Source organism: Streptomyces sp. NPDC005202, from assembly GCF_040608235.1.
Classification (GTDB): Bacteria; Actinomycetota; Actinomycetes; order Streptomycetales; family Streptomycetaceae; genus Streptomyces.
In genome coordinates this window covers 202,890-221,178 of the sequence record NZ_JBEXHW010000002.1, presented here as the reverse complement: position 1 = coordinate 221,178, position 18,289 = coordinate 202,890, and the positions used below count along the sequence as shown (strand labels likewise).

The window sequence follows — 18,289 nt, the reverse complement described above, 5'->3', positions numbered from 1 at the left end:
CTCTGACAACGGAGTTGGCCGAATCGTCAAGCAGCCCATCGCAGCATGCGTCGTCACTGTGTCCTTGTTCGCGCACTCGCTGTCGGCACTGGGCGTCGGCTGTCGAATGGTCTCGGCTGGCGGTCGGTTTTGAACACAGGGGTCCGTGTGCCGTGCGGGGCGGGAGGATGGGCGCGTGCTGTCCCGGGCCTGGGGTCTGACTCATGACACCTGTGACCAAAGTGTCTAAATCACACAGTGTCGGCCGTTGGCCGGGGATGGTGCGTTGTCGGTACCGGGCTGGCGGGGTGTGCCCGATAGGGGCCTGCCGGTCGCTGTGGCGTCCTCACGATTCTGACTGCCCGACGCGGCCCGGTGCCGGCAACGCGACGCGCCATCGAACCGGAAGGGGAACGGGCATGTCCACTTCGATCGTGCCCAGTACGTCGCCTGCTCCGCAGACCCGCCGTCGCCGCCCTGCCGGGGAGGTGGTTTTCAGAGTGGACACGCACCGGGATGCCCATGTGGCTGCGGTGCTCTCCGTGATGGGGACAGTGCTCGCCACCGACGAGTTCCCGGCCAGCGCGGCTGGATACCGCGATCTACTGAAGTGGGCCAGGAAGTCGGGAGCCGTGAGGCGGGCTGGAGTGGAGGGGACCGGCTCCTACGGGGCATCCCTGTCGCGCTATCTGCTGGCCCACGACGTAGACGTGTTTGACGTGAATCGGATGGACCGGGCAGATCGCCGCCGGCGCGGCAAATCGGATCCGCTCGATGCCCAGAACGCGGCGCGAGCCGTGTTGAGCGGTCGAGCCCGCGCCCGGGCCAAAGCAGGCGACGGGCCGGTGCAGATCGCGAGAATGTACGAACTCACGAAGGTGTCGGCCGTCAAAGCCCGCACGCAGGCCATCAACCAGCTCAAGGCCGTCCTCATCACTGCCGACCCCGCTTTGCGGGAAGAACTGGCCGGACTGGGCAATGCCGAACTCTTCCGTACGTGTGCGCGGTTTGCTGACGCGAGCCGTTGCGAGAATGTCGGCGGGGAGTCGGTGCTGCAGGCAGCTCGGATCACGCTGGGTCTGCTGGCTCACCGGATCGGCCAGCTCTCCGAGCAGATCCGGGAGGTGGACGCTCGTCTGGCCCGGCTCGTGGAATGTCATGCCCCGCAGCTGCTCGCAGTGGTGGGGATTGGTCCGGACACGGCGGTCGCTTTGCTGATCACGGTGGGGGACAACCCGGAACGTCTGGACAGCGAGGCGTCCTTCGCCGCTTTGTGCGGTGTCAGTCCTGTCGAGCGGTCCTCGGGACGCCGGCAGTTCCGTCGCCTCAACCGCGGTGGGGACCGGCAGGCCAACGCCGCGCTCCACCGCATCGTGTTCACCCGCCTGCGGGTCGACCCGCGTACTCAGGAGTACTACGAGCGCCGCATCAAGGAAGGCAAGACCAGGCGCGAAATCGTCCGTTGCCTCAAACACTATGCGGCCCGGGAGGTCTTGCACCTGGTCGCACAGTTGCAGCCAGGACCCCGCTCATAGGGGCTGTGTGGGAGGCCGCTGCGGGGACCGGAGTACGAGCAGGGTGATCTCGCTGGGGGCGAAGACGCGGAACGGCGGGCCCCAGAAACCGGTGCCTCGGCTGGTGTACAGGAGGGTGCGGGTGCCGTGGCGGCGAGGCCGGCGAGGGCGGGCTGGTCGATGCGGACGAGGTGGTGGAAGGGCCAGATCTGGCCGCCATGGGTGTGGCCCGAGAGTTGGAGGTCGATGCCGCCTGCTGCGGCCCGGTCGACGAACTTGGGCTGGTGGGCCAAGAGCAGGACGGGCAGGTCGGGGTCGGCGCCGTTCAGGGCTCCGGCGAGGTGGGCGCGGTGGCCGGTCAGGCCGGAGGACTCGGCGGTGACGTCATCCACGCCGGCGACCACGAGGGTGTCGCCGCCGCGTTCGAGCAGCAGATGACGGTTGCGCAGCGGCTCCCAACCCAGCTCGTCCATCAGGTCGACCCAGCCCTGGGCCTCGCTGTAGTACTCGTGGTTTCCGGTGACGTAGACCCGGCCCCGGGTGGCTCGCACGGTGCCGAGAGGAGCGGCCTGGGCGCGGCGGCGTTCGGCCGTGCCTCGCGTCACCAGGCTGTGTCGCCGGATCCGCCACCGTCACCCATAGCCCCGGGGACGCCTCCGTCCGGAGCCTGTGCGTCCGGTCCGTGACCGTGGTCCTGGAGCCTCGCGCCGAGGGCTCCTGGCCGCAGCCGCGCAGCAGCAATCCGATGCTGGCGCTGGTGACCTCGACCGCCCCCGACAGCAAGGGCGTCACCCGCGTCACCGTCCGTGCCGCGCGCACCGGCGCGGTGACCGTCACCTGGGGCCCGCAGGGTGCGGCCGTCTTCACGCTCCGGCTGAGCGTGGCGGCGTATCCGGTGCAGTGAACCAAACGCGCGACGGCCGGTCCGCCTCCCGCTGAAGGGGTGCGTACCGGCCGCCGTGTGACGGCGTATCCGTCCTGGTCAGTCGTTACGGCCCTTGAGGCGCCGTACGTCGAAGGACCACAGGCCGCGGCCGTGGGGGGCAGCGTACAGCTTGCCGTCGGGGCCGAGACGCAGCTGCATCACCGCCGTGCTGGGCAGGCTGTGTCCGAGGACCTGCCACTGGGTGGCGCCAGCGGGCCGGTAGAAGGTGGCCAGGTCGGTGCCGAGGGCGAGACCCCCGTTGGGGAGGAGCTTGACCGTATCCGCGGGGACGTCCGGCAGGTTGGCCGAGATGTCCGTCCAGCTCGCGCCGCCGTTCTTCGACTCGAAGATGTGCCCGACTCCCGCGCCGGGGCCTTCGGTGAACCGGCGGGAGAAACCATTGACGGCCAGGTACACGTGTTGGGCGTTGGCCGGGTCGACCTCGAAGCCGGAGATGTAGCGGTTGGGGATGGTGCCGTCGACGGGGAGGTTGAGCTGGTGCCAGCCGGTGCCGTCGGCGTTGCCGACCGCGATGCCCCGGGTGAAGCCCTGGTTGTTGCAGGGGCCGCACCAGCCGACGTACACCGTGCCGCCCGAGGACGCCACGGCGGTGGCCACGTGGCCGTCACCGAGGTCATAGGCGTTCGTCCACTCCTTCCCGGAGCGGATCGCGAAGCCCTTGGTCTGCACCCACACGTGCCGGCCGCCCGCTATCCAGGTGTTGGTGTCCTTGGCGTCGGCGGTGATCGGGGCGATGAAGCGGGCCCCTGCACCGCCGAGGTCCTTGTCCGGCGGGGCGACCTCGTACTCGGTGGCCTTGGACGGGTCCGTGGCCCACGAGACGTCGTTCACACCACAGTTCTGGGTGACCCACATGTCGAGGTAGACGTACTCCTCGGCGATGTTGCAGCCGTTGGCGGGGTCGGCGATGGTGTCGCCGCCGTCACCGCCGAAGTTGGAGCCCATGACCTTGTCGTGGCCGCGCAGGATCGACTGGCCGTTGTCCTGCAGGCCGCCGGTCACCGAGTCACCGAGACCCCACCCCCGTCGAGGTCCTTGCCGACGCCCACGGAGTAGTACTGCAGGGTGTCGAGGGTGCCGTCGCTCAGTGACTGCCAGTCCTTGGCGTGGCCGCCGGAGTCGACCGCGCCGTTCAGCGGGCGGCGGTAGATGCCGCCGTCATTGCCGACGTAGGCCCACGTCCTGCCCTTGTAGCTGCCGATCGCGACCGCGTGCTGGTCGGAGTGGGTGGTGGGTGAGCAGTCGCCGGTCTGCTTGGCGGGGTCGATGCTCCAGCAGGGGAAGGGGAAGTTCCAGTACGGGCCGGGCACGGTCCAGCTCTGGCCGCCGTTCTTGGTCTCGAAGACCTCTTCAAGGCCGAGGTAGACGTGGTCGGCGTTGGCCGGGTCGACCTGGAGGAACTGGTTGTACCAGGACTGGATCCCGGGCTGGTAGCCCGCGCCCTGTCAGAGCCGATCCGGATGCTTTCAGCTTGGTGTAGTCCGCTATCAGGGTCCACGGTCCGAACGGTGAACCGTTCTTTGACACGTAGACGCCCCTGAGCCCGCTGTCCGGGTTGGCGGCCGTCTGCGCCGGCGACTGGTCGATGGCGTACAGGCGCGAGCCGTCTGCCGCGGCGGCGAACGTCATGTTGCCGACGTCGTCACTGCTGGTGGGCAGGTCGCCGAGTCCGCTGACCGGCTTCCAACTGCCGTCGTCCTGCTTGGCGTACAGCCCGTTGTAGGTGTCACCGCCGCGCCAGCCGACCGCGAGAAGAACCTTGTTCGGGTCCTTGGGGTCGACGGCGATGTCGTTGGCGATGTTCTTGTACGGCGCGCTCGGGTCGGACGCCTTCGAACCACCGGGCAGATAGTCAGGGTTAGGGGCGAACTCCTGCTTCCACGGCCCGGAGAGGGTGGTCGTGGAGTGCGACCACACGCCGGTGCTGGTCGCCGCCCAGACCTTGGTGCCGGCGAAGCGAGCGCGTGGATAACGGTGCTCTCCAGTTCGGCGCCGCCCACGCGGTCGCCGGGCTGGAACTGCCCATGGCGCGGGTCTTTGAGGACGTAGACGCCCGTGCCCACGAAGGACGTTGCCCCGGTGTTGGACTCGCCGGTTGCGTACCAGAGCCGCTTCTGGCCGTCCAGGGCGAGGGTGCCCGTCGACAGGGACGGCAGCTTGTCGGAGATCGGCTTCCAGTGCCCGCCGCCGGTCGTGGACCGGAAGACACCGCCGTTCGCGCCGCCCGCGTACACATCGCCCTGGGCGTCGGCGGCGATGCCGGTGATCCGGCCGGTCACCTTGCCCGCGCCGCCGCTGGAGTTGGAGTTCACATCGCGGTAGCGGGGGTCGTCCGAGTTGTACGCCTTCTTGGTGACGTGGTCCCAGCTGCCGCTCGTGTGCTTCATCGACTGCAGCTGCTGCCAGGCCGCTCCGTAGGCGCCGGAAGCGACCACGCCGGGGGCGGTGCGCGCCTCGGTGAACTGGGCAGTCGCCTCGGCGGAGTTCTCCGCCTCGTCGGCGCCGCCGTCGTCGCCCTCGGTCGCGGCGAAGGCGGACATTCCGTGTCCGGCGTGCACCGCCTTGATGTGCTGGCGGCCGATGGCGGCCTGGTGGCGCGCGTTCCACGGCCGGGGTCTGGTGTCAGTCGATGCAGCGAACGGCTGGGTGGTGACCAGCCCGAACGCGGCGGCTATGACGGTGCAGGTGATGAACCGCCGCTGATGCCGTTGGGGCAGCATGCCCGCTCCTCCCTGCGCCGGGGCGTATGGGGGTGCCCCGACGCAGAGAGGATCTTGGCGTGCCCACAACAGTCACACAAAGGGCTCACAGGAAAAATGGCGGGGTGTTTACCATCTGGCCCACATGAACCCGAACGTCCCTCCAGGCACAGCTATTTGGGGCCATAGATGGTGACGTCGGCCACATGCGTCGCGTGCTGGGCCGACCAGGCCGACACATCGGCTGCGCGGACGACGGTGAACGTGAGATCGCGCTTGCCGGGCAGCATCTTGTCGCGCGGAATGGTCACCGTGCCGGCGGGGCCGTCGAGGGGAAGGTCCAGGCTGTACGAGCCCGAGCCACCGAGCGTCAGGTGCAGCCGGTACCCGTCGGAGGACGTGAAGTGCAGGCCGGTGATCGTGTAGCCGACTGTGGCGGGCAGGGTGATGGTCCCGCCGGGACGCAGTGTGGTGATGCCGAGTTCGGGGGTGGTGACGGACCGTGAGGGTCCGGCCGTGCTCGGTGTCCCGTGGCCCGGCGTCGTGTGCGGGGCCGTCGGCGCCGTGTCAGTCGCCGACGGCGTGGCGGGCGTGTGGGAGGGGCTGTGCCCCGCGGAGGTCCCGCCGCCGGAGGAACAGCCGGTGAGCAGCAGGGCGGCGGCTGCGAACACAACCGCCGTGGGCAGGAGTTGGCGGCGGGCAGGCATCGGTTCCTCCTTGTCCGGCCCGCGTGGGGAGCCGGATCATGTGGTGGTGTCGGTTGGACGCGGGGGTGGTGCCCGGCGTTCCGCTGCCGGGCACCACCCCCGCGTCCTCGGGCGGGATCAGACGCAGTTGTGCGCGTCGCTGGTGGCGGAGCCGACGACGACGTCGACGAGTCCTCCGGCGGCGGTGAGGTGGACGGCGTTCACGGTCAGACCGAAGTCCGCTCCGGGAACGGGTGTCTGCTCGTTGACGACCAGTTTGGCGCCGCCACCGAGGTCGAGGGTGCTGTTGGGGGCGGTGGGCACCGTAGTGGGCACGCCCGCGATGGTGAGGGTGAAGGTGGCGTTCCCGGCCGCCTTCTGGCAGGTGCTGGTGGAGGAGGCGGTCAGTCCGCTGATCCCGATCACCGGGAGGCCCGGAATGCCGATCGAGGCGTCCTTCACGGTGGTGGTGGCCTTCGAGGTCCCCGGCGCCAGCGAGGTGACCACCTTCGGGCACAGCGCATGAGCCGTGATGACCACCGCGTCGACGGACGCCGCGCATGGCGTGTCGGTGCTCGACGCCTGGGCGGTGCGGATGGCGCCGGTGTCCGGGGTCGGCTTCAGGTCGAGCTGGGTCAGGAGCAGGTCGACCTTGCCGGTGATCCCGTAGGCGCGGCCGGTGTAGTACTCCAGCTTGAGCTGGGCGGTGGCCTTGGAGGGCCGGTAGTAGGCGTCACCGTCGAAGGACGCCGTCATCGGGACAGTGGCGGCGTCGTTGAGCGGCTGGTTCGCCTTGTCGATGGTGCAGGACGCGTGCCCGGCGGCATCCGTGGTGCCGGCGCAGGACTGCTGGGAGGCGCCCGTGCCCAGGGCAAAGGAGACCGTGCGTCCGGCGATCGGGACCGTGGCGTCCTCGGTGAGGGTGCCCGACAGGTGCACCGGGGTCCCGTTCGCGATCTTGGCGGGACCGGTGTAGGCGAGGGTGGTCTCCTCCTTGGTGATGGTGAACGGTACGGAGGTGCTGCTCGGGGCGGTGGTGGCGTTGCCCGCGAAGCTCGCGGTGATCGTGGTTGTGCCGGGGACGTCCTGCGGCGTCAGCGAGCAACTCGCGGTTCCGGAGGCGTCGGTGGTGCCGGTGCAGCTCTGGCTGCCGAGCGTGAAGTCGACGTCGGCACCCGACACGGGGCTGCCGCCCGCGGTGAGCTGGGCGCTGGCGGTGAAGGCGTCGTGGTAGTCGGCGGTGGTGGCTCCGGTGTAGGTCAGCTTGCTCGCAGTGGGCGGCTTAACCAGCTGGACCCGGGCGGTGTACATGTCGAAGCTGCTGCCCGCGCCGTCCGGATTGTCGCCGGTGCTGTTGGAGTTGTCCGCCCAGAACGGGTAGAAGCTGCCGTGCTCGTACGCGAGCCCCGAGTAGTCGCCGTAGTCGATGCCGTTGTGCGCCTTCGATGCGTTCGACGTCCCGTCGCTGACGCGGTCGTTGGCGGCGAAGGCGGTGCCGTCGTCGCTGGTGGCGGCATACAGCTGTGCCGTGTCGTTGGCGGAGCCGGCGCCTCGCGCGTCGTGCCAGGACACCGCGATCTTGCCGGATGTCTGGTCCAGCGCGATCTTCGGCAGGAACTGGCTGTTGGTTCCCGTGTCGTCGTTGACCCGGACCGGTGAGCCCCAGTGCGCCCCCGAGTCGTCGGAGTACTTCACGAAGATGTTGGTGTCCGCACTGCTGTTGGAGGGGGCGTCCGTGTAGAGGAAGTACAGCCGCCCGTTGTGCGCGCCGCCGCTGCGGTCCCAGGCGAGCCCGGCTTCCGCGTCGATCGTGCGGGTGCTCTGCGCGGGGATCGGGTAGAACGCGCCGATGTGCAGGTCCACCGCCGTCGCCTCGGCCTGGAAGCCACCGCCGCCCAGGCCGTCGGGGTCGAGCGCCGTGTACAGCTTGCCGGCCGCGCTGCCGCCCTGTGGTCGCTGGTACGTCACCATCACCGCGCCCGTCGGGCCGACCGCGATGTCTCCGTAGTCCCCGGATCCCGCTGTCTGGGGCGCGGAGAAGGCGCCGATGTTCGAGGCGCCGGATCCGGTGACCTTGGCTCCGGCCGCGGTGATCGAGTTCGAGTGGGAGCCGTCGGTCCACACGGCCCAGACGCTGCCGTCCCCGGTGGTGATGGTGGGCTGGTCGGCGGCCGTACCGGCGGCCAGGTCGGCCAGCAGTGAGAAGTTCTTCCCCCCGTCCGTCGACAGCGCGACGTGGATGCCGCCGGTGTCCGTGTTCGAGTCCAGGTAGATCAGGAAGAGGTTCCCGAAGGAGTCCCAGGACACGCTGGGATCGCAGCATGCCTTGGGCAGGCCGCCGGCCGACCCGTCGGCGATGGTCCGGTGCGTCCAGGTCGCCCCGTAATCGGTGCTGTAGGCGGCGGTCATGCCGTCTCCGGCCCCGTCGCCGTTGTTGGACACGGCCGCAAGGCGGCTTGGGTCGGTCGGATCGACCGCGACCGACCCCTCGGCCTGATTCCCCGCGCTGCGCGTCACATTGACGACCGTGCCGACCGTGGCCGCCTGCGCCGGGGCGGCCAGCGCCGCCGACAGCCCCAGCCCGCCGGCTAAGAGAAGCAGGCTGGTCGTCAGAGCCGTACCGGCCCGCCTGATGGAGCCACGTCTCTTGCGCATGCGATCCCCTCCCCGTCGGCGACCTCGCCGCCTATGACATGATCGCGACAATCGTGCCGCGAAGTCCGAGGCTAGGAACGCCTGGTGTCGTTGCGGAAGGGGAGCAGCAGTGAACGTTCTGTGCGGTCCTGTCCGTTTCCGGAATCAGTCGCGCTCACTTCTTCGGCCCGTTGCTCCTCCTGTGCCGGGTCGGGGGCGGACGTGCCCCTCGTCCGGGGCTACGCCGCGGGCATGGGCTCCGTCAGGACGTGGGCGGCGATGGGACGGGCGTCTGCGAGTGCCGCAGGGCGGGCAGGGCGGCGGCCAGCAGTAGCGCCGTGGCACCGGAGAGCAGCAGAGGGACTTGGCCGTCACTGCCCCACGCGAGTCCGGCCCACAGAACGGCGAGCAGAACGGCGGCGCCGGTGACTCCCTGGTAGAGGCCCTGGGCGCTGCCCTGTTGGTGATCGTGGACGAGGGTGGAGATCCAGGCTTTGCCGACGCCGTCGGTGCAGGCGGCGAATCCGCCGTAGAGGGGCAGGAGCACGAAGACCAGCCAGGGCGCGTGAATGAGGCCGAGGCCGAGGTAACCGACGGCGACGAAGACCAGACCCGCCGTGAACACGAGCGGACGGGGCAGCCGGTCGGACAGGGCACCGGCGGGGTAGGACAGGGCGACGTAGGCGAGGTTGTAGACCGCGTACGCGCCGACGACCCCGGCGGTGGACAGGCCCAGTTCGTGGGCGCGCAGCAGGAGCAGCGCGTCGGGGAAGTTGACCAGGTTGAAGACGAGCAGCACGGCTTCGGTACGACGGTCGGCCGCCGCAGCGCACAATAGTTCGCACGTCGTTGCCGGCGTGCGTTCTGGGGAGGGGCATCGTGGAGTTCAGAAAGAGAACGCTGGAAAAGCTGGGCGATCTCATCTGTGGAAATCTCGGTTCGGACGTTCCTCAGGGGGATGCCGAGCCCGCGTACTTTCCCTATCGGTCGAGCAGTTACATCACCGAGTTCTTCGGAGAGCTCGACATGGACTGGGAGCATGACGGTTCGACGCGGCATCGTTGGGTCGCGGGCGTTCTGGAGCAGTTGTTGGTGGAATCGCACGAGGGGCCCGCGTACCCGCCCGAGTCTTTCTGTCGGGTGATCGACCACTTGATGAGTCCTGCGGATGCCCTCAATGAGGGGCGTGATCGGCCCAACGCCTTGCGGCAGTTGAACGATGTGCTTTTCCGTGAGGGCTTCGATGCCTTCTATGGAGAGGATGGGCACTGCTATCTGCGGCACATTGGAACGAAGACCGTCTCGACGTTGGCCAAGAACCCGCATCGTCCGCTGAGTGTCGCCGAGATGCAGCGCCGTGCGAGCCTCGCTGCGTTCTTGGACTCCTGTAGTGAGGATGAGCTCATTGAGGAGGTGCTGCTGCCCTTGTTCCGGCAGCTGGGGTTCCACCGGATCACCGCGGCCGGGCATCGGGACAAGGCGCTGGAGTACGGCAAGGACATCTGGATGCGCTACACGCTGCCGACCCAGCACTTCTTGTACTTCGGTATCCAGGTCAAGCGGGGCAAGCTGGACGCTACCGGGCGGTCCAGGGTTGGCAATGCCAACATCGCAGAGATTCACAACCAGGCGCTGATGATGCTGGCGCACGAGATCTTCGACCCGGAGACCAACCGGCGCGTCCTCGTCGACCACGCATTCATCGTGGCTGGCGGGGAGATCACCAAGGCTGCGCGCAACTGGCTTGGCAATGCATTGGACGCGGCGAAGCGGAGCCAGATCATGTTCATGGATCGCGACGACATCCTGAACCAGTTCGTCGTGAGCAATCTGCCGATTCCCGGAAGCGCCCCACGGCTGGACGCAAGACCCTCCGGGCTTTCGGGGAACGCGCCGTTCTGACGCGGAAGTCACGGTAGGCGTACCGGTTGGTGGGCGCCCGCGAGGTCCTCCTGCCGGCCGTCTACGGATTTCTGTCTTGGGACTTCGGCGAGGGCCGCGTCGCCGGTGGCGGCGTTCTCGACCAGCGGGGGCCTGTTGTAGTGAGTGGTGTCGACGATGGCTTGGGCGAGTTCGGCAGACCAGTGCTCGCACGTCAGCGCCCAGGACCGCATAGCACGTCCAGTTCTCGGAGGAGTTGGGGGAAGCCGGCGAACAACTTGCCCAGCAGCTATCGAACTTGATGGCCAGCCGTTTACCAAAAGGGGGTTGAGGAACTATCCGTGCGATGGTCGACGAAGGACAGCCGGTATGGCGGGCCGCTGGGCCGCGCGTCAGGAACGGTCACGAGTGGACGAGCAGTCAACTCATCGTGATTCTGTCCAGGCCAGGTTGAGCGCCGGTTCGGGCGAAGCCTTCCGGGAGTGGTCGGGGCATGCGGTTGTGCTGGGGGCAGTGGGACGGTTGCGTAGCACCGTTCCGGGCGGGGGTCTGACTCATGACATCTTTGACCGAAGTGTCTTGTCACGGACTTGTCGACTGCCGTTGCGGGATGGTGCCTGCTGTCACCGAGCCACAGGGCGTGTCCCAATAGGGGCCTTGCCATCAATCAGGCGCCATCACGGTTCAGACCCCCCGCTCAGGCCGGTGCCGGCCACCCAGCACATCACCATGCGGGAGGCGGATCACCGTGACACCCAGACAGCGCAGCACCCACGCCACCAGCACCGGCCCACCCGCTCGGGGCGGGATCGTCCTGGGGGTGGATACGCACGGCGAGGTCCATGGCAGCGGTCTGCCCACTGGGTCAGATCCTGGGCACCAAATCCTTTCCGGCCACAGCGGTCGGATACCGTCGGCTGCTCGCCTGGGCCCGCAGGTTGGGGACGGTGCGCAGGGCCGGGGTGGAGGGCACCGGCACCGTCGGAGCGGGCCTGTCACGCTATCTGCTGGCGGAGCAGGTCGTGGTGTTCGAGGTGAACCGGCCCGACCGCTCGGCCCGCCGTCTGCTCGGGAAGTCGGACCCGCTCGACGCACAGGCTGCAGCGCGGGCCGTACTCACCGGTCGCGCCAAGGCGCGGGCCAAATCCGGCGACGGTCCGGTGCAGAGCGCCCGGATGTTCAAAATCGCCAAGGACTCCGCGGTCAAGGCCCGTACCCAGGCGATCAACCAGCTCAAGGCCGTCCTGGTCGTAGCCGACCCGGCTCTGCGGGAGCGGCTGTCCGACCTGGGTAACCGCGAGCTGTTCCGCACCTGCGCGTGCCTCAGCCCGCGCGACGGCGAGGGCGACGAGGATGCCGTCGCCCAGGCCACTCGCATCACCCTGAGGCTGCTGGCCGAGCGCATCGAGCAGCTCACGGGGCAGATCGATGAGCTGAATCAGCGACTGACCGGGCTCGTCGAACGCCATGCCCCGCAGCTGCTCGCGCCGGTTGGTATCGGCCCGGACTCCGCTGTCACGCTCCTGATCACCATGGGCGACAACCCTGAGCGGCTGAGCACTGAGGCGTCCTTCGCCGCCTTGTGCGGGGTCAGTCCCATCGGGTACTCCTCGGGCCGGCAGAGCTCGCGTCGCCTCAACCACGGCGGCGACCGGCAGGCGAATGCCGCTCTGCACCGCATCGTGTTCACCCGGCTGCGCCACGACCCGCGCACCCAGGCGTACTACGAACGCCGCACCCAGGAGGGCAAAACCCGTCGTGAGATCATCCGTTGCCTCAAGTGATAAGCCGCCCGCGAGGTCTTCAACCTGGTCCGGACGGTCCCCACCGACCCCCCCGTTATAGGGGCGTCCGTTGCCTCAAGCGATATGCCGCCCGCGAGGTCTTCAACCCGTGACGAGCTCGAACGCGCTGTGCCTGAGACGCCCGGGCGGCGCCCCGGACTTTTCGTGATCGAGCTCGACGGAGCGATGATCGACACCATCGAGCTCAACCGGCGCGACGCGGAGCGTCGGAGTCAAGTCCGTCCGGATGCCGGGGAGGCGCGGCTACCTGTTCCTGCCGCAGGCATGGGGATGCGGGTACGCCGCCGAGGCGTGCGCGGCGGCACTCGACTGGTACGCCGACGCGCTTCCCGGCGAGCCGGTGGTGCTGTGCACCCAGACCGCCAATCACCGCTCGATGCGCCTCGCGGCGAAACTGGGGTTCACCGAGGTGCAACGGTTCGAGGAGTGGGGCGCCGAACAGTGGATGGGCGTGTGGTCCTCGGCCACGCCGTCCGGTTGAGCTCGTGCTCGACAGCGCGGATCCAAGAGGTCGCCGATCGGTCGCCGGCCTCGGAGCGCCGCTTGGCCTCGTGGAGCATGTCGGAGGGGAAGCGTACGGGGACGGGCCCTGGCAGCGGCTGACCACGAGGAGGAGCGGCCAGCCGCCCGGGGCCACTGCCGGGCCGCCCGTCACCCAGATGGGATATCGGCGCCCCGAGCGATGCCCGGGAACGCGCGCAGTCGTCACTGGGCGTCGATGGGGACATGCGTCAGCCGAGGTGGCGTCACAGCAACGATTCCTCCGCTCGAAGTGGGGTCAGGACGCGTCGTGACTCTGTTCACGTTCTTCGGCCCGCCAGCGATCACACTCCTTCTCTTCGCCGTTGGGGCATTCCCGTACTCGTTGTGGGTGACCAGAAGGAAGCCCTCGCAGCACGCCCGCTGGGCTGTGATCGGGATCGCGGCAGCGATCGCCGCCTACGGGGCCGGAACCATCTACGGGCTCGCCTTCACGAACCCGCTTGACGTATGCGGGAACAAGACCAGCGACGGCTGTACATGGATGCCGGACGGGACTACAGCCTGACATCGGTAAGCGTGGACAGCTTCCCTCCGTCCATCACCTGCCACTGGACCAGCGGCCACAGCACCGAAGAGGTGTGGTTCTGGGCCCCGCCCCTGCTGTACGCCGGGCTGGCCTGCTCCGTCGTCTGCTGCGCCCTGCTTGCCATCAACCGCTGCACGTAAAGAAAGGCTCCTCATGACGACGAGCCTGCCGCGTAGAGGAGGGCCGCTTCTCCGGGGGCGTGTCGGTGGGAGTCCCTGGTTACAGCCCGCAGGAGCCGCGGTCGAGGTGGAAGTGGCGGGCGTTGGCCCAGCGGCACAGCCGGATACCGACGGTGACGCCGACGATGGTGATCAGGGCGGGCAGGTATCCGCTGGCGACCTGGACGATCGGGATTGCCGGGCACCCTCCGGAGATCGCCCAGCCCGTGCCGAACAGCACTGCGCCCGGGACCACGCCGGCGTGTATGCGCCCCGGGGTGCGGCGGACCCGCAGCAGAGCGAATGCGCAGACGATGATCACGACGGCGCCGGCGAAGGAGAGGAGCATGCGTAGGTCCTGGAAGGTGAACATGCGGTTCAGCTCGGTGTAGTCGCCGAAGCCGATGTTGGAGACGGTATAGCCGAGAGCCAGTCCGGTGATGACGTTGGCCAGCAGAATCGCGCCCCGAGTACGCATCAGATCACCTTCCACAGCAGGAACGACACCGCGACGGCGGTGCCGAAGAACACGGCGGTCGCGACGAGGCTGACCGGGCGTAGACGGCCGCAGCCGTTGAGCCCGTGGCCGGAGCTGCACCCACCGGCCAGCCGAGTGCCGAAGCCGACCAGCACGCCTCCGAAGAACAGCAGGACGGTCATGGTGGTCGGATTTGCGGTGACCACGTTCCGGAATCCCGGGCCCATGTCGAAGCGGAGGTGGAACCGCCCGGAGGTGACCGCGGCGATCAATCCGCCGAGGAAAATCGATACCAGCAGGGCAGCCTGGGTGACCAGCGGGGCAGGGCCCGGGCCCGCGACCGAGGTCTCCTCACTCACCGCCGGTTCGACGTCCGTTTCGACCAGTTGTGACGTCCCGTGCGGAGCGGGCGGCACGGTGGGCGCGGCGGGGCTGGTGCCGAAGTGCTCCGCCGTAGCTGCGGCGAGAGCGTCAGCCAGAGCACGCTCGTCGGTGAACTCCTCGTCCGTCCGCTCGAGGCGGCGCTCCCTGCGCCAGTGCAACACGCGATCCCACGCGGACGACACCCCAAACGACCGGTCCGTGGCGAGGGAGTAGTTGATGGTGATCAGAGCGAGCCCGGCAGCGCCGGCCCACCAGGGCCAGTAACCACTCATGCGGGGCCTCCCATCCATTCGGTGAATCGAGCCCACAAGCCGCGCTTCGAGCTGGTCCCTTGCCCCGTGTGTCGATCTGAAGGCCGGGGAAACGGTGGGGACGGTGACGGCCGGTAATGCGAGACCGGAATCGTCGGAGATGCCGGCCCGAACTGAGCCACAGCCTCCGATGCCGCAGGCACAGGTCCTGACGGCTCTGGTGGCCGAGCCGGTGCCGGCTGCGACCATGACGCGCTCTCAGGTGACCAGGGATTGTGCTGTGGTGGCGGGGCCTGCTGGGGTCCCTGCTCTGGGTTGGCGGCGCCGTACCGGCCCGTGTCGGTGGCCGCTTCTTCGAGGTGTCGCGCGCGGGCTCCGTTGGGCAGCAGACTGATCGGCACACGCTCGCCGGTGAGTGACACCTGGTAGCGCGCACAGCCGAGCCACTGATCCTCGCTGTCGCAGTAGTAGTCGCGCCAACCTTGCAAGCTCGCCCTGAGCAAGGGGAAAAGGGGGCATCCTGCGGCGTGCGAGCAACTCACGTTGCTCCCTTCTGACCGGCGCACACCACCCGTTCCGTGAGGGCGGTTGCCGTTCTCGGTCTCTTGCCCTCGCCGCGCCCGGGGTCGACGATCTCAAAAAGGACGCGGTGACGGCCTGTTACAACACGGAAGAGTGCCTCCTGTTCTCGACCGAGCGTGATGCAACCACGGTTTCGGTGTCCCGGGCAACATCAGGGTGCATTCCGGCCGTGACCGCTTGACATCCCTGAGTGAGGCATGCCACGCGAGACTTATGCCCCATGTCTCGCATGATTGGATATTCGTGGCCGATGGCGAGGCCGTTTGGAGCGGGACACGACTTCGTGGCCGGCCCGTCTGTTGGCGGAAGCCATTTGTTCGTGGAGACAGTGCACGCATGGGACTTGGTTGTGGCGGAATTGTGAATTCGGCTGTGACGAAATTGTTGATATTACTGGTCGTTAATAAGGGCGCTAATGAAGGGGAATCATGTGCCGGCGTGTTGTCTGCGGGTCATGTCGGAAGATGACCTATGAGGGCTGTGGGAGACACGTGGAGCAAGTGCTGGCCGACGTGCCGACACTTCAGCGGTGCATGTGTGAGTCGGCGAAGCGCAGTCGTGCATGTGCAGAGGAGCCGATGATTCGAACGGGGCCGGAGCCGGTCCGACCGGACGAGTCGGCGCGCCGCACACAGGTTCCCCCACGCCCAGACAGTTCACAGGGCCGATCGACGGGTGGCTGGTGGGCCCGGCTCGTCGCTTGGATGAGAAGCCCGGCATGAAGTAAGTCGAAGGAGAGCAACCGCGCTCGCTGTACGAGTGACCGGGAAGGCTGCCAGCAGCTGGAGCCAGCCTGCGGCAGCCTCCAGCTGCTGGTCGACGGCAAGGTCGTGTCGTCCGCCGCCGGCACCGGTCACGCAGTCGCCGTGCGCGCTGTCCACCAGTCCGGCAAGACCGCCACGAGCGCCGCGGTGAACGTGGTGGCGGAGACGACCGCGCCGATCGTCTACATCAAGTAGTCCCCACCTCCCGCCGGATCGGGGATGTGCGGTACAAGGGACCTTTGCGGTGTGGGAGGTCCGGACCTGTCGATGACGGCAGTCCCGCCTCGTATCGGGCGCTGCCTACGGCCGGTCGGACGGCCCCTTCGGCGGCTTGGTCTCGGCGCTTGGCTTCTCCCGGCCCTTGCCTGTTTTCTCCGCGTTCTTCGTCTTGCCGGCCTTCCTGGCCTTGTTCGTCTTCGTCGGCGTCGGGGTGGTGTCGTCCGTCGATCTGGACAACTGGGCGCAGTATCCGGCGACCTGTTGTTCACCGCCGGCGGCGCGGACAAGGCGTTGCCACGCCGTGGCGTTCAGGGCATGGCCACGGCCCTTGATCCTTTCGTAGGCACGGCAGTGGGCCTCGATGTTCTTTGCGGTGCCGGGGTGAGAGGGGGAGGCGGTCGGTGCCGTCCCTGGCGCGGTGGACGGGGAGCGCTGTCCGCGAGGGGTGGCTGTGGGCGGCCGAAGCGGGCTGTTACTGGTGCGGGCTTCGGGAGCGTGGTGCTGTGTGCTGTCGACCACGCCGATGGAGGCGACGGCGATACCGCCCAGGAGGGTGCTGGCCGCGAGGGTCAGGGCGCTGCCGCGCGTCCAACGTTGTTTTCGCGTCCTCGGGCGCCAGTCGTCCCGGCGCCGGGTGCGCACGGCTCCGTCGTTCGCCGTGCGTGCGCTGCGGAAGGCGGTAAGGGCGGCCTGTTCCGCACTGGTGTCCAGGGGCTGCTGACGCAGCGCCTCCCCGATCCGCTCGGCGATGTTGTCCAGGTCGAACGCGCCGTCGCGTTCGGTAGTGGGGCCGAGGTGTGGGGCAGCATTGGGCCGGTGAGCCTCGCCGCTCAACTGTTCGTCTCCGTTTCGGTGGGTGCTCATCCCGGTTCCCCCAGCGTGCGCACGACATGGTGTGTCACATCGCTGGTGTCCAGCAGACGGGCGAGGCTCCTCAGGCCACGACGCTTCAGGACCCGTACGACAAGGACGGGCCTGCGCATGACCCGGGCGACCGCCGGTTCGTCGAGGCGTACGACATGGCGGAGGAGGACCGCCTCCGCCTGGGCTTGGGGCAGCCGGGCGACCAGGGCCTGGGCCGTCTCGGCGGACAGCACGGCTCCTGGCGGAGGATGGCCGGTGTGGTCTCCGGTCGGGGGCGTTTTGGTGCTTGCCGAGTTGTGTGGTGCGCCGCGACGCCGGAGGTGGCCGCGTGTGTGGTGCCGGGCGATGCTCGTCGTCCAGCCGCGGAATCCGTGGCCATCGCCACGAAATCGTGGCAACTCGCGTGCGATCTCCCGCCAGACGGCGGCGGCCGCGTCCTCGGCGCCTTCGCCCAGGAGCCCACGCAGGTAAGCGTTCAGGCCGGGCTGGACCGATCGGTACAGCACCGAGAACGCCGCCTCGTTACCATCTTGGGCCCGTGCGACTGCCGTGCTCAGCGCCAGATCTTCGGCCGACGCGCCCTGCACACGCCCTTCCTTTCGCACGATCGATCCGTCCCCCCAGTGACTGAGCAACGCCCCGGAGCGTACGACACGTCACACCGGCCTCCCAAATGATCGGTGGCCACTCCACACAACGGTCCCGCGCCAGCGGGCCCATGCCTGCCAAAGCCCCCCTGTCAGCCTCGGCGTTCCGTGTCGTCGTCAGGGATGGCCCAGGACGGCCGGGCCGGGGAGGTCGCCTGCTGTGGTCGCCGCGCGGGGCCGGGGCGCGAGCGGAGAGCAGGGGTGGCGGCCGGTCGCGGCGGACCGGATGCGGGCAGGGGCGTGAGCTGTCCTGGGCCGGCGGGTGACGAGCCGCGTGGTGGCGTGAAGCGGGCCACCTCGCTCGGGGGCAGGCCGAGTAGACGCCCGGCGTCACCCTGGCTCACGTGGAGCTTGTCCACGAGTTCGTGAACAGCGGCGGCGATTGCCTGATTCTCGGCGGCGACCGCGGCCGCCCGGCGGTGCCGCGCTTCGACCACTGAGCCCAGCACGGGAGCGAGTTCGGGCACCAGAATGTCCAGCACGATCACGTACGGAGGGACCCCGACAGCTTCGGCGACGAGGCCACGCGCCAGATCCTCCACCCTTTCAAGGGTGCGGCACTGGCTGTGGAGGTCGAGGCGGGGAATGTCGACGGCCCACCATCGGCCGATACGGTGCAGCAGGACTTGGAATTCGTAGCGGGGACTCATGGGCCTCTGCGTCTTCTCCCTTCCGTCGGCCGGGGCCGTTGCTCACGGGCTGACACGCGGCTCGCGAACCCCGTTCCCT

19 protein-coding genes and 3 pseudogenes are annotated in these 18,289 nt (G+C 68.6%); 8 read left to right on the top strand and 14 right to left on the bottom strand.

The window, feature by feature from the left end; translation table 11 throughout:
* The first annotated feature begins 398 nt into the window (after nt 1-398).
* A complete protein-coding gene (locus tag ABZV31_RS04740) occupies nt 399-1,514 on the top strand; it encodes an IS110 family transposase (RefSeq protein WP_355888089.1) in 1,116 nt (371 codons plus the stop codon).
* On the opposite strand, the pseudogene ABZV31_RS04735 reads toward ABZV31_RS04740, so the two are convergent.
* A pseudogene (locus tag ABZV31_RS04735) lies at nt 1,509-2,089 on the bottom strand (metallophosphoesterase); the annotation flags it as partial. The gene ABZV31_RS04740 and the pseudogene ABZV31_RS04735 overlap by 6 nt on opposite strands.
* Nucleotides 2,090-2,175: 86 nt before the next feature.
* On the opposite strand from ABZV31_RS04735, the gene ABZV31_RS04730 reads away from it, so the two are divergent.
* Entirely contained in the window at nt 2,176-2,397 is a 222-nt protein-coding gene (locus ABZV31_RS04730) for a hypothetical protein (RefSeq protein ID WP_355888086.1), read from the top strand.
* 78 nt (nt 2,398-2,475) lie between these two features.
* On the opposite strand, the gene ABZV31_RS04725 is transcribed toward ABZV31_RS04730, so the two are convergent.
* From ABZV31_RS04725 to ABZV31_RS04700, 6 genes are all read right to left on the bottom strand, one after another.
* Nucleotides 2,476-3,441, bottom strand: coding sequence for a hypothetical protein (locus ABZV31_RS04725; protein WP_355888083.1), 966 nt, complete (start codon nt 3,439-3,441; stop codon nt 2,476-2,478).
* Nucleotides 3,438-3,749, bottom strand: a complete 312-nt coding sequence (locus tag ABZV31_RS04720; protein ID WP_355888081.1) for a hypothetical protein — start codon at nt 3,747-3,749, stop codon at nt 3,438-3,440. Before ABZV31_RS04720 ends, ABZV31_RS04725 begins: the two co-directional genes overlap by 4 nt.
* Before the next feature lie 315 nt (nt 3,750-4,064).
* The gene (locus ABZV31_RS04715; RefSeq protein WP_355888078.1) at nt 4,065-5,159 is read right to left on the bottom strand and encodes a hypothetical protein; all 1,095 of its coding nucleotides are present in this window, start codon (nt 5,157-5,159) and stop codon (nt 4,065-4,067) included.
* Nucleotides 5,160-5,311: 152 nt separating this feature from the next.
* Nucleotides 5,312-5,845 carry a hypothetical protein gene (locus tag ABZV31_RS04710; RefSeq protein WP_355888076.1) on the bottom strand — a complete coding sequence of 178 codons (534 nt, stop codon included), beginning with the start codon at nt 5,843-5,845 and terminating at the stop codon, nt 5,312-5,314.
* 117 nt (nt 5,846-5,962) lie between these two features.
* Nucleotides 5,963-8,479 (bottom strand): choice-of-anchor P family protein, encoded by a 2,517-nt coding sequence (locus ABZV31_RS04705; RefSeq protein WP_355888074.1) that lies wholly within the window; start codon nt 8,477-8,479, stop codon nt 5,963-5,965.
* A gap of 241 nt (nt 8,480-8,720) precedes the next feature.
* Nucleotides 8,721-9,257, bottom strand: a complete 537-nt coding sequence (locus tag ABZV31_RS04700) for an MFS transporter (protein WP_355888071.1) — start codon at nt 9,255-9,257, stop codon at nt 8,721-8,723.
* Nucleotides 9,258-9,337: 80 nt separating this feature from the next.
* On the opposite strand from ABZV31_RS04700, the gene ABZV31_RS04695 reads away from it, so the two are divergent.
* The gene (locus tag ABZV31_RS04695; RefSeq protein WP_355888069.1) at nt 9,338-10,360 is read left to right on the top strand and encodes a hypothetical protein; all 1,023 of its coding nucleotides are present in this window, start codon (nt 9,338-9,340) and stop codon (nt 10,358-10,360) included.
* Between the two features lie 8 nt (nt 10,361-10,368).
* Here the strand turns inward: ABZV31_RS04695 and ABZV31_RS04690 are convergent, their stop codons facing one another.
* Nucleotides 10,369-10,572, bottom strand: a complete 204-nt coding sequence (locus ABZV31_RS04690; RefSeq protein WP_355888067.1) for a hypothetical protein — start codon at nt 10,570-10,572, stop codon at nt 10,369-10,371.
* A 609-nt stretch (nt 10,573-11,181) separates the two neighbouring features.
* On the opposite strand from ABZV31_RS04690, the gene ABZV31_RS04685 reads away from it, so the two are divergent.
* The 4 genes and pseudogenes from ABZV31_RS04685 to ABZV31_RS04670 all read left to right on the top strand — a co-directional run bounded on the left by ABZV31_RS04685 (nt 11,182) and on the right by ABZV31_RS04670 (nt 13,353).
* A complete protein-coding gene (locus ABZV31_RS04685; RefSeq protein ID WP_355888064.1) occupies nt 11,182-12,123 on the top strand; it encodes an IS110 family transposase in 942 nt (313 codons plus the stop codon).
* A 108-nt stretch (nt 12,124-12,231) separates the two neighbouring features.
* A pseudogene (locus tag ABZV31_RS04680) lies at nt 12,232-12,625 on the top strand (GNAT family N-acetyltransferase); the annotation flags it as partial.
* Between the two features lie 309 nt (nt 12,626-12,934).
* Nucleotides 12,935-13,192 carry a hypothetical protein gene (locus ABZV31_RS04675; RefSeq protein WP_355888061.1) on the top strand — a complete coding sequence of 86 codons (258 nt, stop codon included), beginning with the start codon at nt 12,935-12,937 and terminating at the stop codon, nt 13,190-13,192.
* 11 nt (nt 13,193-13,203) lie between these two features.
* A complete protein-coding gene (locus tag ABZV31_RS04670; protein ID WP_355888058.1) occupies nt 13,204-13,353 on the top strand; it encodes a hypothetical protein in 150 nt (49 codons plus the stop codon).
* A 79-nt stretch (nt 13,354-13,432) separates the two neighbouring features.
* On the opposite strand, the gene ABZV31_RS04665 is transcribed toward ABZV31_RS04670, so the two are convergent.
* Together ABZV31_RS04665 and ABZV31_RS04660 are read right to left on the bottom strand one after the other, a co-directional pair.
* Entirely contained in the window at nt 13,433-13,849 is a 417-nt protein-coding gene (locus ABZV31_RS04665; RefSeq protein ID WP_355888055.1) for a YeeE/YedE thiosulfate transporter family protein, read from the bottom strand.
* A complete protein-coding gene (locus tag ABZV31_RS04660; RefSeq protein ID WP_355888052.1) occupies nt 13,849-14,505 on the bottom strand; it encodes a YeeE/YedE thiosulfate transporter family protein in 657 nt (218 codons plus the stop codon). The genes ABZV31_RS04665 and ABZV31_RS04660 overlap by 1 nt, the downstream gene beginning before the upstream one ends.
* 1,391 nt (nt 14,506-15,896) lie before the next feature.
* On the opposite strand from ABZV31_RS04660, the gene ABZV31_RS04655 reads away from it, so the two are divergent.
* A complete protein-coding gene (locus ABZV31_RS04655) occupies nt 15,897-16,025 on the top strand; it encodes a hypothetical protein (RefSeq protein ID WP_355888050.1) in 129 nt (42 codons plus the stop codon).
* A gap of 105 nt (nt 16,026-16,130) precedes the next feature.
* On the opposite strand, the gene ABZV31_RS04650 is transcribed toward ABZV31_RS04655, so the two are convergent.
* The 4 genes and pseudogenes from ABZV31_RS04650 to ABZV31_RS04635 form a co-directional block, all read right to left on the bottom strand.
* The gene (locus tag ABZV31_RS04650; RefSeq protein WP_355888047.1) at nt 16,131-16,913 is read right to left on the bottom strand and encodes a hypothetical protein; all 783 of its coding nucleotides are present in this window, start codon (nt 16,911-16,913) and stop codon (nt 16,131-16,133) included.
* The gene (locus ABZV31_RS04645; protein ID WP_355889046.1) at nt 16,910-17,146 is read right to left on the bottom strand and encodes a hypothetical protein; all 237 of its coding nucleotides are present in this window, start codon (nt 17,144-17,146) and stop codon (nt 16,910-16,912) included. Before ABZV31_RS04645 ends, ABZV31_RS04650 begins: the two co-directional genes overlap by 4 nt.
* Before the next feature lie 84 nt (nt 17,147-17,230).
* Nucleotides 17,231-17,419: pseudogene (locus tag ABZV31_RS04640) on the bottom strand (sigma factor); the annotation flags it as partial.
* A gap of 233 nt (nt 17,420-17,652) precedes the next feature.
* Nucleotides 17,653-18,210 carry a hypothetical protein gene (locus ABZV31_RS04635; RefSeq protein ID WP_355888045.1) on the bottom strand — a complete coding sequence of 186 codons (558 nt, stop codon included), beginning with the start codon at nt 18,208-18,210 and terminating at the stop codon, nt 17,653-17,655.
* Between the last annotated feature and the right edge of the window lie 79 nt (nt 18,211-18,289).